Below are 15,799 nucleotides of genomic sequence, written 5' to 3'. Positions count from 1 at the left end.
GGCACGACTGGCAACTAACAAGGAGTCCCGAGTGAATAAAGCGGACAGCTATGGGGCCAAAGGCGTCCTCAACGTCGACGGCACCGACTATGAAATCTTCCGACTCAAGGCTGTGGAGGGATATGACTCCCTTCCCTACAGCCTGAAGGTCCTGCTCGAGAACCTCCTGCGCACCGAAGATGGTGCAAACGTCACCGCCGAGCACATCAAGGCTCTGGCCCAGTGGGATGAGAACGCTCAGCCGGACACCGAGATCCAGTTCACCCCCGGCCGCGTCCTGATGCAGGACTTCACCGGCGTCCCCTGCGTGGTGGACCTGGCGACCATGCGTGAGGCCGTCAAGGAGCTCGGCGGCAAGCCCGAGCAGATCAACCCGCTGGCACCCGCCGAGATGGTGATCGATCACTCCGTCCAGATCGACTCCTTCGGCAACTCCGACGCCATCGAGCGCAACATGGACATGGAGTACCAGCGCAACGGTGAGCGGTACCAGTTCCTGCGCTGGGGCCAGACCGCGTTCGACGACTTCAAGGTCGTCCCCCCGGGCATGGGCATCGTCCACCAGGTGAACATCGAGAACCTGGCCCGCACCGTGATGACCCGCGAGGTCGACGGCGCCCTGCGCGCCTACCCCGACACCTGTGTCGGCACCGACTCACACACCACCATGGAGAACGGCCTCGGCGTGCTCGGCTGGGGTGTGGGCGGCATCGAGGCCGAGGCAGCGATGCTCGGCCAGCCGATCTCCATGCTGATCCCGCGCGTCGTCGGCTTCAAGCTCAGCGGATCCATCCCCGCCGGCGCCACCGCCACCGACGTCGTGCTCACCATCACCCAGATGCTGCGCCAGCACGGTGTGGTCGGCAAGTTCGTGGAGTTCTACGGCGAGGGTGTGGCGGCTGTGCCGCTGGCCAACCGCGCCACCATCGGCAACATGTCCCCGGAGTTCGGCTCCACCGCGGCGATGTTCCCGATCGACGACGTCACCATGGGCTACCTGCGCCTGACCGGGCGCACGGAGGATCAGCTCGCACTGGTCGAGGCCTACGCCAAAGAACAGGGCATGTGGCACGATCCCTCCCGCGAGCTGCGCTTCTCGGAGTTCCTCGAGCTGGACCTCTCCACCGTGGTGCCCTCCATCGCCGGCCCGAAGCGTCCGCAGGACCGCATCGAGCTCACCGATGCCAAGGAGCAGTTCCGCAAGGACATCCACAACTACGCCAAGAACGGGTCCACCACCAGCGGCGCCGTCGACGAGGCCTCCGAAGAGTCCTTCCCGGCCTCCGACGCGCCGTCGCACGACGCGACCGACGAGCAGTCCGCAAAGGACAAGCCGCGCGACACCTCAGGGGCCCCCGTTGACGGCCGGCCGTCGAACCCGACCCCGGTCTCCATGCCAGACGGTCGCGAGTTCCACCTCGATCACGGCGCGGTCTCCATCGCGTCCATCACCTCCTGCACCAACACCTCGAACCCGAACGTGATGATGGCCGCCGGCGTGCTGGCCCGCAACGCGGTCCAGAAGGGCCTGACCAACAAGCCCTGGGTCAAGACCTCCCTGGCTCCGGGCTCCAAGGTCGTCACCGACTACTACGAGAAGTCAGGACTGATCGAGTACCTCGAGAAGGTCGGCTTCTACGTGGTCGGCTACGGCTGCACCACCTGCATCGGCAACTCCGGTCCGCTGGAGGAGGAGATCTCGCAGAAGATCCAGGAACAGGATCTCGCCGTGACCTCGGTGCTCTCGGGCAACCGCAACTTCGAAGGCCGGATCAACCCGGACGTGAAGATGAACTACCTGGCCTCCCCGCCGCTGGTGGTCGCCTACGCCCTGGCCGGAACCATGGACTTCGACTTCGAGAACGAGCCGCTGGGCCACGACGAGTCCGGCAAGGCCATCTTCCTCGCCGACATCTGGCCGGACCCGGTCGAGGTGCAGAAGATCATCGACGCGTCCATCGACACCGAGATGTTCACCTCCAAGTACTCCACCGTCTTCGACGGGGATCACCGCTGGCAGGAGCTGGAGACCCCCGAGGGCTCCACCTTCGCCTGGGACGAGGACTCCACCTACGTCCGGAAGCCCCCCTACTTCGACGGCATGAAGCTCGAGCCCTCCGATGTCACCGACATCGAAGGCGCCCGGGTGTTGCTGAAGCTGGGCGACTCGGTCACCACCGACCACATCTCCCCGGCCGGATCCTTCAAGTCGGACACCCCGGCCGGTCGGTACCTGCTGGAGAACGGCGTGGCGCGCAAGGACTTCAACTCCTACGGCTCCCGCCGTGGCAACCACGAGGTCATGATCCGCGGCACCTTCGCGAACATCCGCATCAAGAACGAGCTGCTCGACGGCGTGGAGGGCGGCTACACCCGCGACTTCACCCAGGAAGGCGCTCCGCAGTCCGCGGTCTACGACGCGGCGGTCAACTACCAGGAGGCCGGCATTCCGCTGGTGGTCCTCGGCGGCAAGGAATACGGCTCCGGCTCCTCGCGTGACTGGGCCGCCAAGGGCACGAGCCTGCTCGGCGTCCGCGCGGTCATCACCCAGTCCTTCGAGCGCATCCACCGCTCGAACCTGATCGGCATGGGCGTGCTGCCGCTGCAGTTCCCCGAAGGCGAGTCGGCCGACACCCTCGGCCTCGACGGCTACGAGACCTACTCCATCTCCGGGGTGACCGAGCTGAACAGCGGCACCACCCCGAAGACGGTCAAGGTCACCGCGGTCAAGGAGGACGGCGCAGAGGTCAGCTTCGACGCCGTGCTCCGCATCGACACACCGGGCGAGGCCGATTACTACCGCAACGGCGGCATCCTGCAGTACGTGCTGCGCCAGCTGGTGAAGAAGTAGTCAGCCTGATCCTGGGCTGTTGAGCGGCTCCGGTCGTCTCATCCGCGAAGGGGCGCTTCGATCCACGGATCGGAGCGCCCCTTCGTGTCTGGGAATGTGTCTCGGGAATGTGTCAGAGAAAGTGTCGGAGAACCGTCAAGGTCCGTCCGCGCAGGACGCGAGAGGTAGAATGCACCAATGAGTATTCTGCAGACAATCACGTCTCCGCAGGAGCTGTCCAAGCTCAGCGACGAGCAGATGGAGAGGCTCTCGGCAGAGATTCGGCAGTTCCTCATCGCCAACGTCTCCAAGACCGGCGGGCATCTCGGACCCAACCTCGGCGTGGTCGAGCTGTCCCTGGCGATCCACCGGGTCTTCGACTCCCCGCGGGACTCCATCATCTTCGACACCGGCCACCAGTCCTATGTGCACAAGCTGGTCACCGGGCGGCAGGACTTCTCCACGCTGCGCCAGACCGGCGGCATCGCCGGATACCCGGAGCGGGCCGAATCGGTGCATGACATCGTCGAGTCCTCCCACGCCTCCTCCTCGCTCTCCTGGGCCGACGGGATATCCAAGGCCCGCGTGCTCGCAGGGGAAGCTGACCGCTGCGTCATCCCGGTGATCGGCGACGGCGCGCTCACCGGCGGCATGGCCTGGGAGGCGCTGAACAACATCGCAGCCGACAAAGACCGCCGCGTGATCATCGTGGTCAACGACAACGGGCGCTCCTATGCGCCCACCGTCGGGGGTCTGGCCGATCAGCTGGGCCGGCTGCGCCGGAACTTCCTGGACAAGGTGCGGACCCACCGCACCTATGAGAACGTCATGGACGGCACCAAGACCAGGCTGCAGAACGGCGGACCGGTCGGCAAGATGGTCTACCGCAGCCTGCACGCCGCCAAGAAGGGCGCCAAGGACTTCTGGGCCCCCCAGGGACTCTTCGAGGACCTCGGCATGAAGTACATCGGGCCGGTGGACGGCCACGATCAGGGCGCCCTGGAAGAGGCGCTCACCGACGCGAAGAACTACGGCGGACCGGTGATCGTGCACGCGCTGACCGAGAAGGGCAAGGGATACGCTCCCGCCCGGGCCGATGAGAACGACCAGTTCCACGCCGTCGGCGTCATCGACCCGGAGACCGGGGAGCCGGTGCACCGCGGCGGCGCACGCTCCTGGACCTCGGTGTTCGAAGAAGAGATCACCGCCATCGCTGATGAGCGTGAGGACATCGTCGCGCTCACCGGTGCGATGATGATCCCGGTCGGTCTGCGCAGCTTTGCGCAGAAGCATCCGGAACGCGTCTTCGACGTCGGCATCGCCGAGCAGCACGCGCTGACCTCCGCCGCCGGACTCGCCTTCGGGGGACTTCACCCGGTGGTCGCGATCTACGCGACCTTCCTCAACCGCGCCTTCGATCAGCTGCTGATGGATGTCGCCCTGCACCGAGCAGGTGTCACGGTGGTCCTCGACCGGGCCGGAGTCACCGGACCCGACGGGCCCAGCCACCACGGCATGTGGGACCTCTCGCTGCTCCAGATCGTCCCGGGCCTGCGGATCGCCGCCCCACGTGACTCGACCCGGCTGCGCGAGGAGCTGCGCGAGGCGGTGGCTGTGGACGACGCTCCGACGGTGCTGCGCTTCTCCAAGGGCTCGGTCAACGGTGAGATCGATGCGCTCGAACGTCTTGAGGATGGCGTGGACGTGCTCTGGCGCTCCGCGGCCAGCTCCGAGGCGCAGAAGCCCTACGCGCACGACGTGCTCATCGTCTCCGTCGGCACCATGGCCGAACTTTCCCTCGACGTCGCTCAGCGGCTCGCCGATCAAGGCATCAGCGCCACCGTGGTAGACCCGCGCTGGGTGCTGCCGGTGCCGTACTCGGTGGTCTCGCTGGCCGCTCGGCACCGGACCGTGATCTGCATCGAGGACGGCGTCAAGGCCGGCGGCGTGGGTTCGCGCATTCGGCAGAGCATGCGCGAGGCCGGCGTTGACACCGGCCTGAACGAGGTGGGACTGCCGGTGGAGTTCCTCCGCCACGGCACCCGCGGCGAGGTCCTCGAACGCGTGGGCCTCACGGCACAGAAGATCACCCAGGACGCCGTCGGACAGGTCCTCGGCACGAAGGTCCCCTACGCCCGTCCGCTGCCCGGTGAACCGTTTCCCACCGGCCAGATCCCCAGTCTCCGCACCCGAAAGGTCTGACATTGATCACTCTCTACCGCCGCGACGAGCAGGCCTGGAACTACCGGGAAGCCTGGTACGACGAAGCGACCGGAGAGTTCGTCATCCACCACGGGGTGCTGGGCGCCAACGGCAAGCTCTCCTCGGAGGGTGCCAGCGCGGAGGAGGCCGAGCAGCTGCTCGAGAGCTTCACCGCCCAGTGCCGGGCCGACGGCTTCACCGAACCTCCCGCCGAGGCCCAGATCGAGATGCGCCTGCTCTACCCGCTGAAGGGCGCACAGCCCAGCGCGTCTGAGGAGCGCAACATCGGCGCCGTGCACCGTGAGGTGCTCGCCACGCTGGCCTGGCGCGGCCTGGGTCTGCTCAGCGACCCGGTGACCGAGCCCCACGCCGGCGGTCACGCCTCCGTGATGCGCATCAAGACGCTGCACCAGGGCAAGGCGAAGGAGGCCGTGAAGGCCGCCATGCGCGCCGGCGACGTCCCTGCCTCGAAGATCGAGCTGCGCGTCGGCTGAGTCCGGAGGCGGACGCTACGCCTGGACCCGGATGGCTTCCCCGTCGATCTCGGCGGGGTAGCGGGTCAGCGGATCACGCGCCGGGCCGCCCTCGGCGGCCCCGGTCTCCAGATTGAAGATCGAGCCGTGGCACGGGCAGGCGAAGCGCTCGGGCTCGGTGCCCACCGCGCATCCCTCATGCGTGCAGACCGCGGAGAAGGCGTGGACCGTGTCCTCATCGCTGCGGTGCAGCAGCAGCTGCGTCTCACCGATCTCGGCTGTGCTGCTGGCCCCCACCTCCAGGTCGGCAAGCGGCATGACCTCGGTCCAGGAGCCGCCCTCGGCCCGGGTCGGCGTGGCAGGCTCGGGCGACTCATCAGTCCCGCAGGCGGTGAGCAGCGCCGCCGAGCCCGCAGTCAGGGCTGAGGCGTGCAGGAATCGACGGCGGTCACAGCATGGCGAAGTCATGGGGCCCAGTCTACGAGTGATCGGTCCGGGACCAGCCTCTGTGTCAGCACCCTGTACCGGGGCTGATCCAACAGCTGGCCCGGACCGCTGACCTGGACCAGCTGGCCCGGATCCCGCTGGCCCTGGAGCTCATCAGCCCCGGAGCTCAGCGCGGACCCGGCAGCGGCTCAGTCGCGCGCGCTGAACGTACGACCATTGACCCGCTCGCTGGCGCCGACCTGATCCAGGTAGGGGGTGATCCCACCGCGGTGCAACGGCCAGCCGGCCCCCAGGATCATGCACAGGTCCACATCCTGGCGGGAGGCGACGACGCCCTCATCGAGCATCATCCCGATCTCCTCGGCGAGGGCGTCCTGGACCGTGGTGAGCAGCTGCCCCGCGGTGCGGGGTGCGCTGCCGAAGCTCATCAGGCCGATGGTGCTGTCCTTGATGAACGGCTGCCCGGCGTCGTCGGTGCTCCAGATCTCGGTGACGCCCGCGTCGATGAGGCGCTGCAGGTTGGCCGAGACGTGGAATCGGTCCCCGAAGCTGGTGTGCAGCGACTCGGTGACGTGCTGGGCCACCGGGATGCCCACCATCGCCAGCAGCGTGAAGGGGCTCATCGGCAGGCCGATGGGCTTCAGCGCGGCGTCAGCCGTGGCCGCGTCGGTGCCCTCGTCGAAGGCCTTCTGCACCTCGGCCATCAGCCGCAGCAGCACCCGGTTGACCACGAACGCCGTCGCGTCGCTGGTCAGCACCGGGGTCTTGCGCAGTCCCGCGGCGAGGGCGAAGGCCGTGGCGATGGGCTCATCAGCGGTCTGCGGGGCCCGGGCGATCTCGACCAGCGGCATGGCGGCGACCGGGTTGAAGAAGTGGAAGCCGATGACCCGCTCGGGGTGGGAGAGGTCAGCTGCCATCTCGGTGACCGAGAGCGAGGAGGTGTTCGTCGCGAGGATCGTCTCGGCCGGCACGATCTGCTCCAGCTCGGCGAAGACCTGCTTCTTCACGCCGATCTCCTCGAAGACCGCCTCGATGACGAAGTCCGCGTCGGCGTAGACGGACTTGTCGGTGGAGCCGGTGATCAGTCCGCGCAGCCCGGCGGCCTGCTCCTGCGTGATCCGGCCCCTGCTGGCCTGCTTCTCGAGCTGGGCCGCGATGTGGTCCAGCCCCTTGTCCACTCGGGCCTGGTCGATGTCGGTGAGCACCACCGGAACCTGCAGCTGCGCGGCGAAGACCATCGCGAGCTGGGAGGCCATGAGTCCTGCCCCGACCACGCCGACCTTGCCGATGCTGCGCGGCTGGACCTCGGGCACCCCGGCGGGACGCTTGGCCCGCTTCTGCAGCAGGTTCAGGAACGCGTAGACGGTGTTGCGGAACTCATCGGTGAGCATCAGATCGCCCAGCGCCTCGCACTCGGCGGCGCGGCTCTGCTCCCGGGTGCGCTCAGGCACCTGGGTGAACAGGTCCAGCGCGCGGCGCGGGGCGGGGGCGGAGGGGCCAAGCTTGGTCGCCACGGTGCGCTCGGCGGCTTCGATCGCGCGGGTCCAGGCCTCGGGGGAGTCGTCATGGCTGCGGTGCGCGGCGAGCTGCTCCGCGGTGGCGGCATCACCGGTGATGATCCTCCCCGCGTAGGCGATGCTCTCGGCCTCGAACTGCTCGGCCTCGAGGAGCTGATCGGCGAGCCCCAAGGCGTGGACCTTCTTCCCGGTCAGGGTGCGGTTGTTGTTCAGCGCGTTGGTGAAGATGACCTCGGCGGCGGCCTCGGGGCCGATCAGGCGCGGGAGCCGGTAGATGCCGCCCCAGCCCGGGACCAGGCCCAGGAAGGCCTCGGGCAGTCCGATGCCCTTGGCCGCCGTGGAGACGGTGCGGTGCTGGGCGGCCAGGGCGATCTCAAGCCCGCCGCCCAGTGCGGTGCCGTTGATGAAGGCGAAGCTGGGCACCGGGAAGTCCTCGAGCAGCCGGTAGGCGTGGTGGCCCAGATCGGCCATGGCGGTGGAGTGGTCGCGGGATTCCACTCGTTCGGCGGCGCCCAAGTCTGCGCCGGCGGCGAGCACCCCGGGTTTGCCGATCACCGCGATGCCGGCGATCTCTCCGGCGCGGGCCCGGGGCAGCTGGGCGGCGAGGACCTCGCCGAACCCGATGAGGCTGCTCGGGCCCAGGGTGGAGGGGCGCTTGGGCTGGTCATTGTCCAGGCGCACGAGCACCAGCGTGCCGGCGCCGTCGGGCAGTGCGATGTCCTCGGCGCGAGAGTGCGTGATGACCTCGTCGCTGAAGGCTTCCGCGAGGTCCGCGAAGTGGGAGAAGTCCAGAGCCTCTGTCGGGATCTCGGGTGAGTGCGCTGATGTCATGTGCTGCCTCCGTGACGTGGGGTCGGCGCGGGGCAACCGCGCCTCGGGTGAGTCTCAGCTCACATCCTACCCATGAGTAACCAAGGAGGAAACCGCCGCCGTGGGTGTCAGAAGGACTCGAGCGGCTCCGGGTCGAGCAGGGCCACGGTGACGATGGCGGCGCACTGCTCGATCTGCCATGGCCTGGCGCCGAGCTCGCGCAGTGCGGCGCTGACGCCGTCCAGGTCCATGACCTTCGGCGGGGTCCAGCAGAGCTGCTTGAGCACGGCCGGGGTCAGCAGGGTCTCGGGCATGAGGTCGAGCTCGTCGGCGCGGTGGGTCAGCCAGTCCCGGGCGGTGCGGTAGCGGCGGAATGCCAGCGGGTTGCGGTCCTTCCAGGTCCGTGGCGGCGGGGGACCGGCGGCGCGCCGCTTGGACTCCGGAGCATCGGTGTTCTGGGCCCCGGATTCGATCGCGCGCAGCCACTTGGGCGCCTCGCGCTTGGCTGCCCGGCCGTAGAAGCCCTTGACCGAGAGCAGCTGGGGAACAGTGCGCGGCACCGCGTCGGCCGCGGCGACCAGCGCCGAGTCGGGCAGGATGTGTCCGGGGGCGATGTCCTTGGTCTCGGCCATGTTCTCCCTGGCTGCCCAGAGTTCACGCAGCACCGCGAGCTTCCGAGGTGTCTTGAGCCGGTTGACCCCGGTGGCCTTGCGCCAGCGTTCGCTGCGCGGGACCGTGATCGGCCGGTGGGTGCGCAGATGCTCGAACTCCTGCTCGGCCCAGCCCAGCTTCTCCTGCTCGCGCAGCAGCTCGGTGAGGCTCTCGCGCAGCGGGATCAGCAGTTCGACGTCGAGGGCCGCGTAGCGCAGCCAGTCCTGCGGCAGCGGACGCCGCGACCAGTCTGCTGCTGAGTGTTCCTTGGCGAGGCGCACGCCCAGCAGGGACTCCACCACCGCCCCGAGGCTGACTCGGGGCACTCCGCCCAGCCGTGCGGCGAGCTCGGTGTCGAAGAGGCTGTGCGGGTGCATGCCCAGCTCCGCGAGGCAGGGGAGGTCCTGGGTGGCCGCGTGCAGGATCCACTCGACGCCGTCGAGGGCCTCCTGGGCCGGGGCCAGGGTGGTGAACGGTTCAGGGTCGATGAGCCAGAGCCCGGAGCCTTCGCGTTTGAGCTGGACCAGGAACGCGCGCTGTCCGTAGCGGAAGCCCGATGCTCGCTCGGCGTCCACCGCGACGGGGCCGGTGCCGGCGGCAAGCGCCTCAGCGCAGCGCTGCAGGCCGCGATCGGTGTCGATGACGAAGGGAACCCCGTCCTCGGGTTCGGTCAGCAGGGGCGGCGGCCCCTCCTCGGGAGAGTCCATCGAGGTCTCCGGCACTTCGTCAGCTCCTCCTGATATGTGGCAGGGCGATCACTCCATCGGGCAGCGGCGGCAGTCCCGCGAAGGAACAGACCATATCGGCCCACGCCTGCAGGTGGGATCCGAATCCGATTCCGGTGGGGCTCCACGAGGCGCGCAGCTCCACATCGTTGCTCGGCATCCGGTTCTCCATGCTGCCGAAGCTCTCGGAGAGGATCCGGGTGGCCGTGCCGCCCGCATGACTGTACTCCACCCCGTGCTGGGCGAGGGAATCACAGAGCCAGGTCCAGGCCACGGAGGCGAGCAGCGGATCATTGCCCATCTCGGCGTCGAGCTCCGCGCGGATATAGATCACTACCCTGAAGGTCCCGCCCCAGGCCTGCTGACCTGCGGGGTCGTGGAGCAGGATGAAACGACCGGTGGCCAGGACCTCGGTGTCTTCGGGCTGCGGCCGGAGTCGGGTGACCGGATGGGCTCCCAGTGCGACGCCGCCGTGCGAGTGGACCTCGGCGCGCAGCGCGACCGCGAAGGGCGCCAGCTTCGACGGCGCCGGGACCTCCTGGACCAGCGCCTCGGCGCGCGGGGAGGCCCGGCGCAGACTGCTCAGCGCCTGCAGGAAAGAGTCAGGCAGCCCCTCGATGCCGCTGGCACCGTGGGGCGGCTGGGATGCGTCTCGCGCTGCGCCCTGCTGGTCGGGTCCGCCAAGGGGACCGAAAGCTGTCACGCCCCAAGATTAGGAACTTCGGTGAGTCTGACGTGCTAGGCGCGCCGGGCGCACTCCACCAGCGCCTCGATCTGCGCATCGGTGGTCTGGAAGGAGCACATGATCCGCAGCACCGGGTTGCCGCCGGCGGCGGTGTCCCAGACATGGACCAGGTACCGGTCCCGGATGGCTTCGGCGATCTTCGTCGGGACCTCGGGGAAGGTGGCGTTGACCTCGGTGGGCCGGGACAGCGTGACCCCAGGGATCTCTGCGAGTGTGCGTCCGAGCTTCGCGGCCGCAGCGTTGGCATGGGTGGCGTTGCGTCGCCAGAGGTCGGTGCCGAAGAGTTCCAGCAGCTGGGCCGAGACGAAGCGCTGCTTGCTCGCGAGCTGCATCGAGAACTTCTGGATGAAGTCGGTGCCCGCGACGCGGTCGGGGTTGATCACCACCACGGCCTCCGCGGCCATGGCTCCGTTCTTGGTGCCGCCGAGGCTCAGGACGTCGACGCCGGCGGCGGTGGTGAACTCACCCAGCGAACAGCCCAGGGCGGCGGCCGCATTCGAGATCCGGGCTCCGTCGAGGTGGACCCCGAGCCCGTGGGCGTGGGCTGCCTCGGCGACCTCGGCGATCTCCTCGGCGGTGTAGACCGTGCCGAGCTCGGTGGACTGGGTGAGCGTGACCGCCAGCGGCTGCGCGGCGTGGACGAAGCCCAGCGCCTTCAGCTCGGCGTGCACGTCGGAGGGAGTCAGCTTCCCTGCGGCGGTCGGGCGCGGCAGCAGCTTGAGCGCCCCGAGGCGCTCCGGAGCGGCGCCCTCATCATTGTTCACGTGGGCCTGGGCGGAGCAGATCGCGGCGCCCCAGCGCGGCAGCAGCCCCTGCAGCGCCACCACATTGGCGCCGGTGCCGTTGAAGACCGGCAGTATCTCCGCGCGCTCACCGAAGGTCTCCTTGATCACCTCGCGCAGCTGTGCGGTCACCGGATCGGCCCCGTAGGGCAGGGCCGCGTCGGCGTTGACCCGGGTCAGAGCCTGCAGGATCTCTGGGGCGACCCCGGCGACGTTGTCAGAGGCGAAGGAGGCATCGAGCAGCCGCGGCTGCGTCTCGGTGGCGGGCACGGCTCAGCTCTCTGCGGATTCGGTGAAGTCCATCGAGATGGAGTTGATGCAGTAGCGCTGGTCGGTGGGGGTGTCGAAGCCCTCGCCGGTGAAGAGATGTCCCAGGTGGGAGTCGCAGGAGCCGCAGCGCACCTCGGTGCGCTCCATCCCCATGGAGGTATCGGTGAGGTAGCGGATGTTCGCGTCGGCGGCGGGTTCGAAGAAGCTGGGCCAGCCGCAGCGTGAATCGAACTTCTCGGTGGAGGTGAACAGCGCCGCGCCGCAGGCCCGACAGGAGTAGGTGCCCTCCGTCTTGTTGTTCCAGTACTCGCCGGTGTAAGCGCGTTCGGTGCCGCCCTGGCGCAGCACCTGAAACTCCTGCGGGCTGAGCTTCTCGCGCCACGGGTCGGCGCCGGTTCCGGTGTTCTGGTTCGCACTCATGTTCCTATCTCATCACGTTCCGTGCGCCCGCGTAAGCTGAGACGCATGACGTCACGGTTGAATGAACCCGGTGCCGCAGCCGCCCGGGCGAAGGCCCTGCTCCGCCGCGCGGCCCCCACCTGGACCAGCAGGTTTCGGCGTGAGTCGGCGGTGCACACGCCATGGATCCGCGCCACGACCTTGGGGGTGGGCACCGGGCTCGCGGCCGGGATGACGCTGGCCGCTGCCGGTTCCGGGCTCGCCGGGTACTTCGCCCGCGCCGTGGTCACCCCGGTGCGCGAACGTGCCGAAGATCTCGAGATCCTCGCGGTGACCAGAGGACCAGACGGCGACGAGGTGATCCTGCCGATCACCGCGGAGACCGTGGTGGACGGCACCTACGGGTTGTTCTTCCACGGCGGGCGGTCGCTGGCGCGGATCGGGCCGATCACCACGCTGGAGCCCAAGGGCGGCACCGTCACCCGCCCGGTGGAGAAGGTCTATGGCGGGGACCTGCGCACCGCAGTGCGCGGCTGGTGGACCTCGGTGGTCTTTCTGAACCCGGCCGACGCCGGCTTCGACAGCGACGAGGTGGTCATCACGCTGCCGGGTGGCCCGTCACCGGCCTGGTACGTGGCGCCGCAGCCCCTGGCCGCCGGCCTGTCCGCAGATCACCAGGGCCCGCTGAGCGGACGCAACGTGTGGGCCATCGGGGTCCACGGACGGGGCAGCAACCGCACGGAGGGGATCCGCGCCCTGGCCGCCACCTCCGCGCTGGGCGCCGAGACGCTGCTGATCTCATACCGCAACGACGGCGAGGCCCCGGCAGCCGAGGACGGCCGCTACGGCCTGGGGGTCACCGAATGGGAGGACGTCGAGGCCGCCATCGAGTTCGCGCTGGCGCGCGGCGCTCAGGACATCATCCTCTTCGGCTGGTCCATGGGGGGAGCGATCTGCCTGCAGACGGCAGACCGGTCCCGCTACGCCGAATATATCCGCGGCCTGGTGCTGACCGGGCCGGTGATCGACTGGATGGACGTGCTCGCCCACCAGGCGAAGGCCAACCGGATCCCCGACGTGGTAGGCCGCCTGGGCCAGTGGTTCATCTCCAACCCGGGCGGCCGCCGGGTCACCGGGCTCGCCGCCCCGGTGGATCTTCAGGCGATGAACTGGATCGACCGGGCGGACCAGCTGAGGTCCCATGCGCTGATCATGCACAGCGTCGATGACAACATCGTGCCCTACGGGCCCTCCCGGGATCTCGCCCGGAAGAACCCGAAGGTCACCTATGTCTCCTTCGCCCAGGCCCGCCACGTCAAGGAGTGGAACCACGATCCGAAGCGCTGGGACGCCACCGTGATCGACTGGGTCACCGACCTGTTCAGCCGCCCTGCACCGGGGCAGACGCGGCCAGGTGAACTCGGATATTACGCTTGATCCGGCCCAGCATCGCCGTCATCCCGCGCAGCCGCAGCGGGGTGATCGCCTTGGACAGTCCGAGCCGCTCCGAGAGGTCCTCCGGCACGGCGAGGATCTCCTCGAAGCGCAGCCCGCTCAGCCCCTCGTGCAGGATCGCCGCGAAGCCTCGCGTGGTCGGGGCCTCCGGGGGAGCCGCGAAGAAGATCGCGGCGGTCCCAGCGGCGTCGTCGTACTCCAGGGTGAGGAAGAGCGGGGACTGGCACTCCACCACCTCTTCCATCTGGTCATAGCTGTTGAGGTAGCGCGCGGGCAGCTCCGGCAGCTCGCGGGAGAACTCAAGCAGCAGCTCCAGCTTCTGCCGGTCCTCCAACTCGGCGAACTCCTCGACGACCTCGGCGAGCTGCTCCGGGAGCCGCCGGGCCGCGGCGTCGCCCTGCGGGGTGGGGGCCTGGCTCATGCGCCGGGCACCGCGCCGGGCTCTTCGCCGGTGGCGATGGGCAGCCGCACCGCGTTGCCCCACTCGGTCCAGGAGCCGTCGTAGTTGCGGACGTTGTCGTAGCCGAGCAGGTGCTGCAGCACGAACCAGGTGTGCGAGGAGCGCTCACCGATCCGGCAGTAGGCGATGACCTCTTCGGCCTGACCAAGACCCGCCTGCTCGGTGTAGATCGCCTCCAGCTCGGCACGCGAGCGGAAGGTCCCGTCCTCATTGGCGGCCTTGGCCCACGGCACCGAGGCGGCGGAGGGGATGTGGCCGCCGCGCAGCGCACCCTCCTGCTCGTAGCCCTCCATGTGGGTGCGCTCACCGGAGTACTCCAGAGGCGAGCGGACATCGATCATCGGCTTGCCGAAGTGGGCGAGCACATCCTCGCGGAAGGCGCGGAAGGTGGAGTCATCGCGCTGCGCCGGCGTCGGGTAGCTCACCGAGGCCGGGGTCTGCACCTCGGTGACCAGCTCGCGGCCCTCGGCGGCCCATTTCTGCCGGCCGCCGTCCATCAGGCGCAGGTCCCGGTGGCCGAAGAGGGTGAACACCCAGAGGGCGTAGGCGGCCCACCAGTTCGACTTGTCACCGTAGAAGACCACGGTGGTGTCCGGGGTGATCCCCTTGGCGGAGGCGAACGCGGCGAACTGCTGCGGGCCCAGGAAGTCTCGGGTGACCGGATCGTTGAGATCGGTGTGCCAGTCGATCTTCTGCGCACCGGGGATGTGACCGGTCTCGTAGAGCAGCACATCTTCATTCGATTCCAGCAGCACCACGGACGGGTCGTCCTTGTGCTGCGCCACCCAGTCGGTGGAGACCAGGGCGTCGGGGTGGGCGTACTGGGAGAAGTCTTTTTCTTCGGTCATGGTGAACAGAACCTTCCGTCGTCACTGGGTCACCTTCCAGGATAGGGAATCAGCCGGTGAAACGCGCAGTCGTGGGTAGAGTGGTCACATGCCGTCCAATGCCACTCCGCTGAGCCAGCGGACCCCTCAGCTCGGAGTCGGTCAGCTGCTGGAGGGCCTGCGGCCGTCCTTCCGCTTCGCCGAAGTCTCCTTCGACTCCTACATTCCAGACCCGGCGCACCCCTCGCAGGAGAAGGCGGTCACCGCGCTGCGTGAGTTCTCCGCGACCGTGGGCGCCAGCCAGAGCGGCGGCGGGTTCTTCGGCAAGCTCTTCGGCCGGGCCCCGGCCCGTTCCAAGGTGTCCAGCGGGATCTACCTCGACGGCGGCTTCGGCGTGGGCAAGACCCACCTGCTGGCCTCGCTGTACCACTCGGTCGAGGGCCAGCGCGCCTTCGGCACCTTCGTGGAGTACACCAACCTCGTCGGGGCGCTGTCCTTCCGCCGCACCGTGGACGTGCTCAGCGACTACTCGCTGGTCTGCATCGATGAGTTCGAGCTCGACGACCCGGGCGACACGGTGCTGATGTCCCGGCTGATGCGCGAACTGGCCGACGCCGGGGTCAAGCTCGCCGCGACGTCGAACACGCTGCCCGGCTCCTTGGGAGAGGGTCGCTTCGCCGCGGCAGACTTCCAGCGCGAGATCCAGGTGCTCTCGGACCAGTTCTCCGTGATCAAGGTCGACGGTGAGGACTACCGCCACCGTGGGCTGCCTGAGGCGCCCGCTCCGCTGGGCTCCGACGAGATCGAAGACTTCGCTGCACGTCAGTACCCCGACGCCCGCATCGCGGTGGATGACTTCGACGCACTCTGCAAGCACATCACCGGGGTGCATCCCAGCCGGTACCGGCAGCTGGTCACCGACATGGATGTGCTGGTGCTCAAGGATGTCGAGACCATCGAAGCCCAGGCGCTGGCGCTGCGCTTCGTGGTGCTCGCCGACCGGCTCTACGACCAGGACATCAAGATCGTGGCCTCCGGGAAGCCCTTCGACCAGCTCTTCACCGAAGAGATGATGTCCGGCGGTTATATGAAGAAATATCACCGCACGGTCTCGCGCCTGACCGCGCTCGCCCGCGCCGGCCAGATGGGGGAGAAGGCGCTCTGAGCAGCTGCGGCTGGACGCAGACTTCCAGATCGGGCCGAGAC

The 15,799-nt window shown here is 68.6% G+C and carries 13 protein-coding genes; 5 read left to right on the top strand and 8 right to left on the bottom strand.

Annotation, left to right across the window (positions count from 1 at the left end):
* The first annotated feature begins 31 nt into the window (after window positions 1-31).
* The 3 genes from LTI14_RS04030 to LTI14_RS04020 all read left to right on the top strand — a co-directional run bounded on the left by LTI14_RS04030 (window position 32) and on the right by LTI14_RS04020 (window position 5,526).
* Entirely contained in the window at window positions 32-2,851 is a 2,820-nt protein-coding gene (locus LTI14_RS04030; RefSeq protein WP_241475875.1) for an aconitate hydratase, read from the top strand.
* A 177-nt stretch (window positions 2,852-3,028) separates the two neighbouring features.
* Window positions 3,029-5,032 carry a 1-deoxy-D-xylulose-5-phosphate synthase gene (dxs, locus tag LTI14_RS04025; RefSeq protein ID WP_241475874.1) on the top strand — a complete coding sequence of 668 codons (2,004 nt, stop codon included), beginning with the start codon at window positions 3,029-3,031 and terminating at the stop codon, window positions 5,030-5,032.
* Between the two features lie 2 nt (window positions 5,033-5,034).
* The gene (locus tag LTI14_RS04020) at window positions 5,035-5,526 is read left to right on the top strand and encodes a hypothetical protein (RefSeq protein WP_241464865.1); all 492 of its coding nucleotides are present in this window, start codon (window positions 5,035-5,037) and stop codon (window positions 5,524-5,526) included.
* A 15-nt stretch (window positions 5,527-5,541) separates the two neighbouring features.
* Here the strand turns inward: LTI14_RS04020 and LTI14_RS04015 are convergent, their stop codons facing one another.
* From LTI14_RS04015 to msrB, 6 genes are all read right to left on the bottom strand, one after another.
* Window positions 5,542-5,973 (bottom strand): Rieske (2Fe-2S) protein, encoded by a 432-nt coding sequence (locus LTI14_RS04015; RefSeq protein ID WP_241464864.1) that lies wholly within the window; start codon window positions 5,971-5,973, stop codon window positions 5,542-5,544.
* 167 nt (window positions 5,974-6,140) lie between these two features.
* Window positions 6,141-8,300, bottom strand: a complete 2,160-nt coding sequence (locus LTI14_RS04010) for a 3-hydroxyacyl-CoA dehydrogenase NAD-binding domain-containing protein (protein WP_241475873.1) — start codon at window positions 8,298-8,300, stop codon at window positions 6,141-6,143.
* A 107-nt stretch (window positions 8,301-8,407) separates the two neighbouring features.
* The gene (locus tag LTI14_RS04005; RefSeq protein ID WP_241465099.1) at window positions 8,408-9,637 is read right to left on the bottom strand and encodes a ribonuclease D; all 1,230 of its coding nucleotides are present in this window, start codon (window positions 9,635-9,637) and stop codon (window positions 8,408-8,410) included.
* 19 nt (window positions 9,638-9,656) lie between these two features.
* Window positions 9,657-10,265, bottom strand: coding sequence for a DUF3000 domain-containing protein (locus tag LTI14_RS04000; RefSeq protein ID WP_241465098.1), 609 nt, complete (start codon window positions 10,263-10,265; stop codon window positions 9,657-9,659).
* A gap of 128 nt (window positions 10,266-10,393) precedes the next feature.
* Window positions 10,394-11,452, bottom strand: coding sequence for a threonine aldolase family protein (locus LTI14_RS03995; protein ID WP_241475872.1), 1,059 nt, complete (start codon window positions 11,450-11,452; stop codon window positions 10,394-10,396).
* 3 nt (window positions 11,453-11,455) lie between these two features.
* Window positions 11,456-11,872 carry a peptide-methionine (R)-S-oxide reductase MsrB gene (gene msrB, locus LTI14_RS03990; protein WP_241475871.1) on the bottom strand — a complete coding sequence of 139 codons (417 nt, stop codon included), beginning with the start codon at window positions 11,870-11,872 and terminating at the stop codon, window positions 11,456-11,458.
* A 45-nt stretch (window positions 11,873-11,917) separates the two neighbouring features.
* Here msrB and LTI14_RS03985 point away from each other — a divergent pair, with 45 nt between their 5' ends.
* The gene (locus LTI14_RS03985; protein WP_241475870.1) at window positions 11,918-13,288 is read left to right on the top strand and encodes an alpha/beta hydrolase family protein; all 1,371 of its coding nucleotides are present in this window, start codon (window positions 11,918-11,920) and stop codon (window positions 13,286-13,288) included.
* On the opposite strand, the gene LTI14_RS03980 is transcribed toward LTI14_RS03985, so the two are convergent.
* Entirely contained in the window at window positions 13,233-13,727 is a 495-nt protein-coding gene (locus LTI14_RS03980) for a SufE family protein (RefSeq protein WP_241464859.1), read from the bottom strand. The two genes, LTI14_RS03985 and LTI14_RS03980, sit on opposite strands and share 56 nt — an antisense overlap.
* Complete coding sequence (locus LTI14_RS03975) at window positions 13,724-14,614, bottom strand: sulfurtransferase (RefSeq protein ID WP_241475869.1); 891 nt, start codon at window positions 14,612-14,614, stop codon at window positions 13,724-13,726. The genes LTI14_RS03980 and LTI14_RS03975 overlap by 4 nt, the downstream gene beginning before the upstream one ends.
* 88 nt (window positions 14,615-14,702) lie before the next feature.
* Between LTI14_RS03975 and zapE the strand changes: the two genes are divergently transcribed.
* Window positions 14,703-15,758 carry a cell division protein ZapE gene (gene zapE, locus LTI14_RS03970; protein ID WP_241464857.1) on the top strand — a complete coding sequence of 352 codons (1,056 nt, stop codon included), beginning with the start codon at window positions 14,703-14,705 and terminating at the stop codon, window positions 15,756-15,758.
* The last annotated feature ends 41 nt before the right edge of the window (window positions 15,759-15,799 follow it).

The sequence above is a fragment of the Nesterenkonia sp. YGD6 genome (genome assembly GCF_022565895.1).
In the GTDB taxonomy this organism is placed as follows: domain Bacteria; phylum Actinomycetota; class Actinomycetes; order Actinomycetales; family Micrococcaceae; genus Nesterenkonia.
Note: the sequence above shows the minus strand (reverse complement) of the source record. Positions and strands in the feature narration are given on the sequence as shown.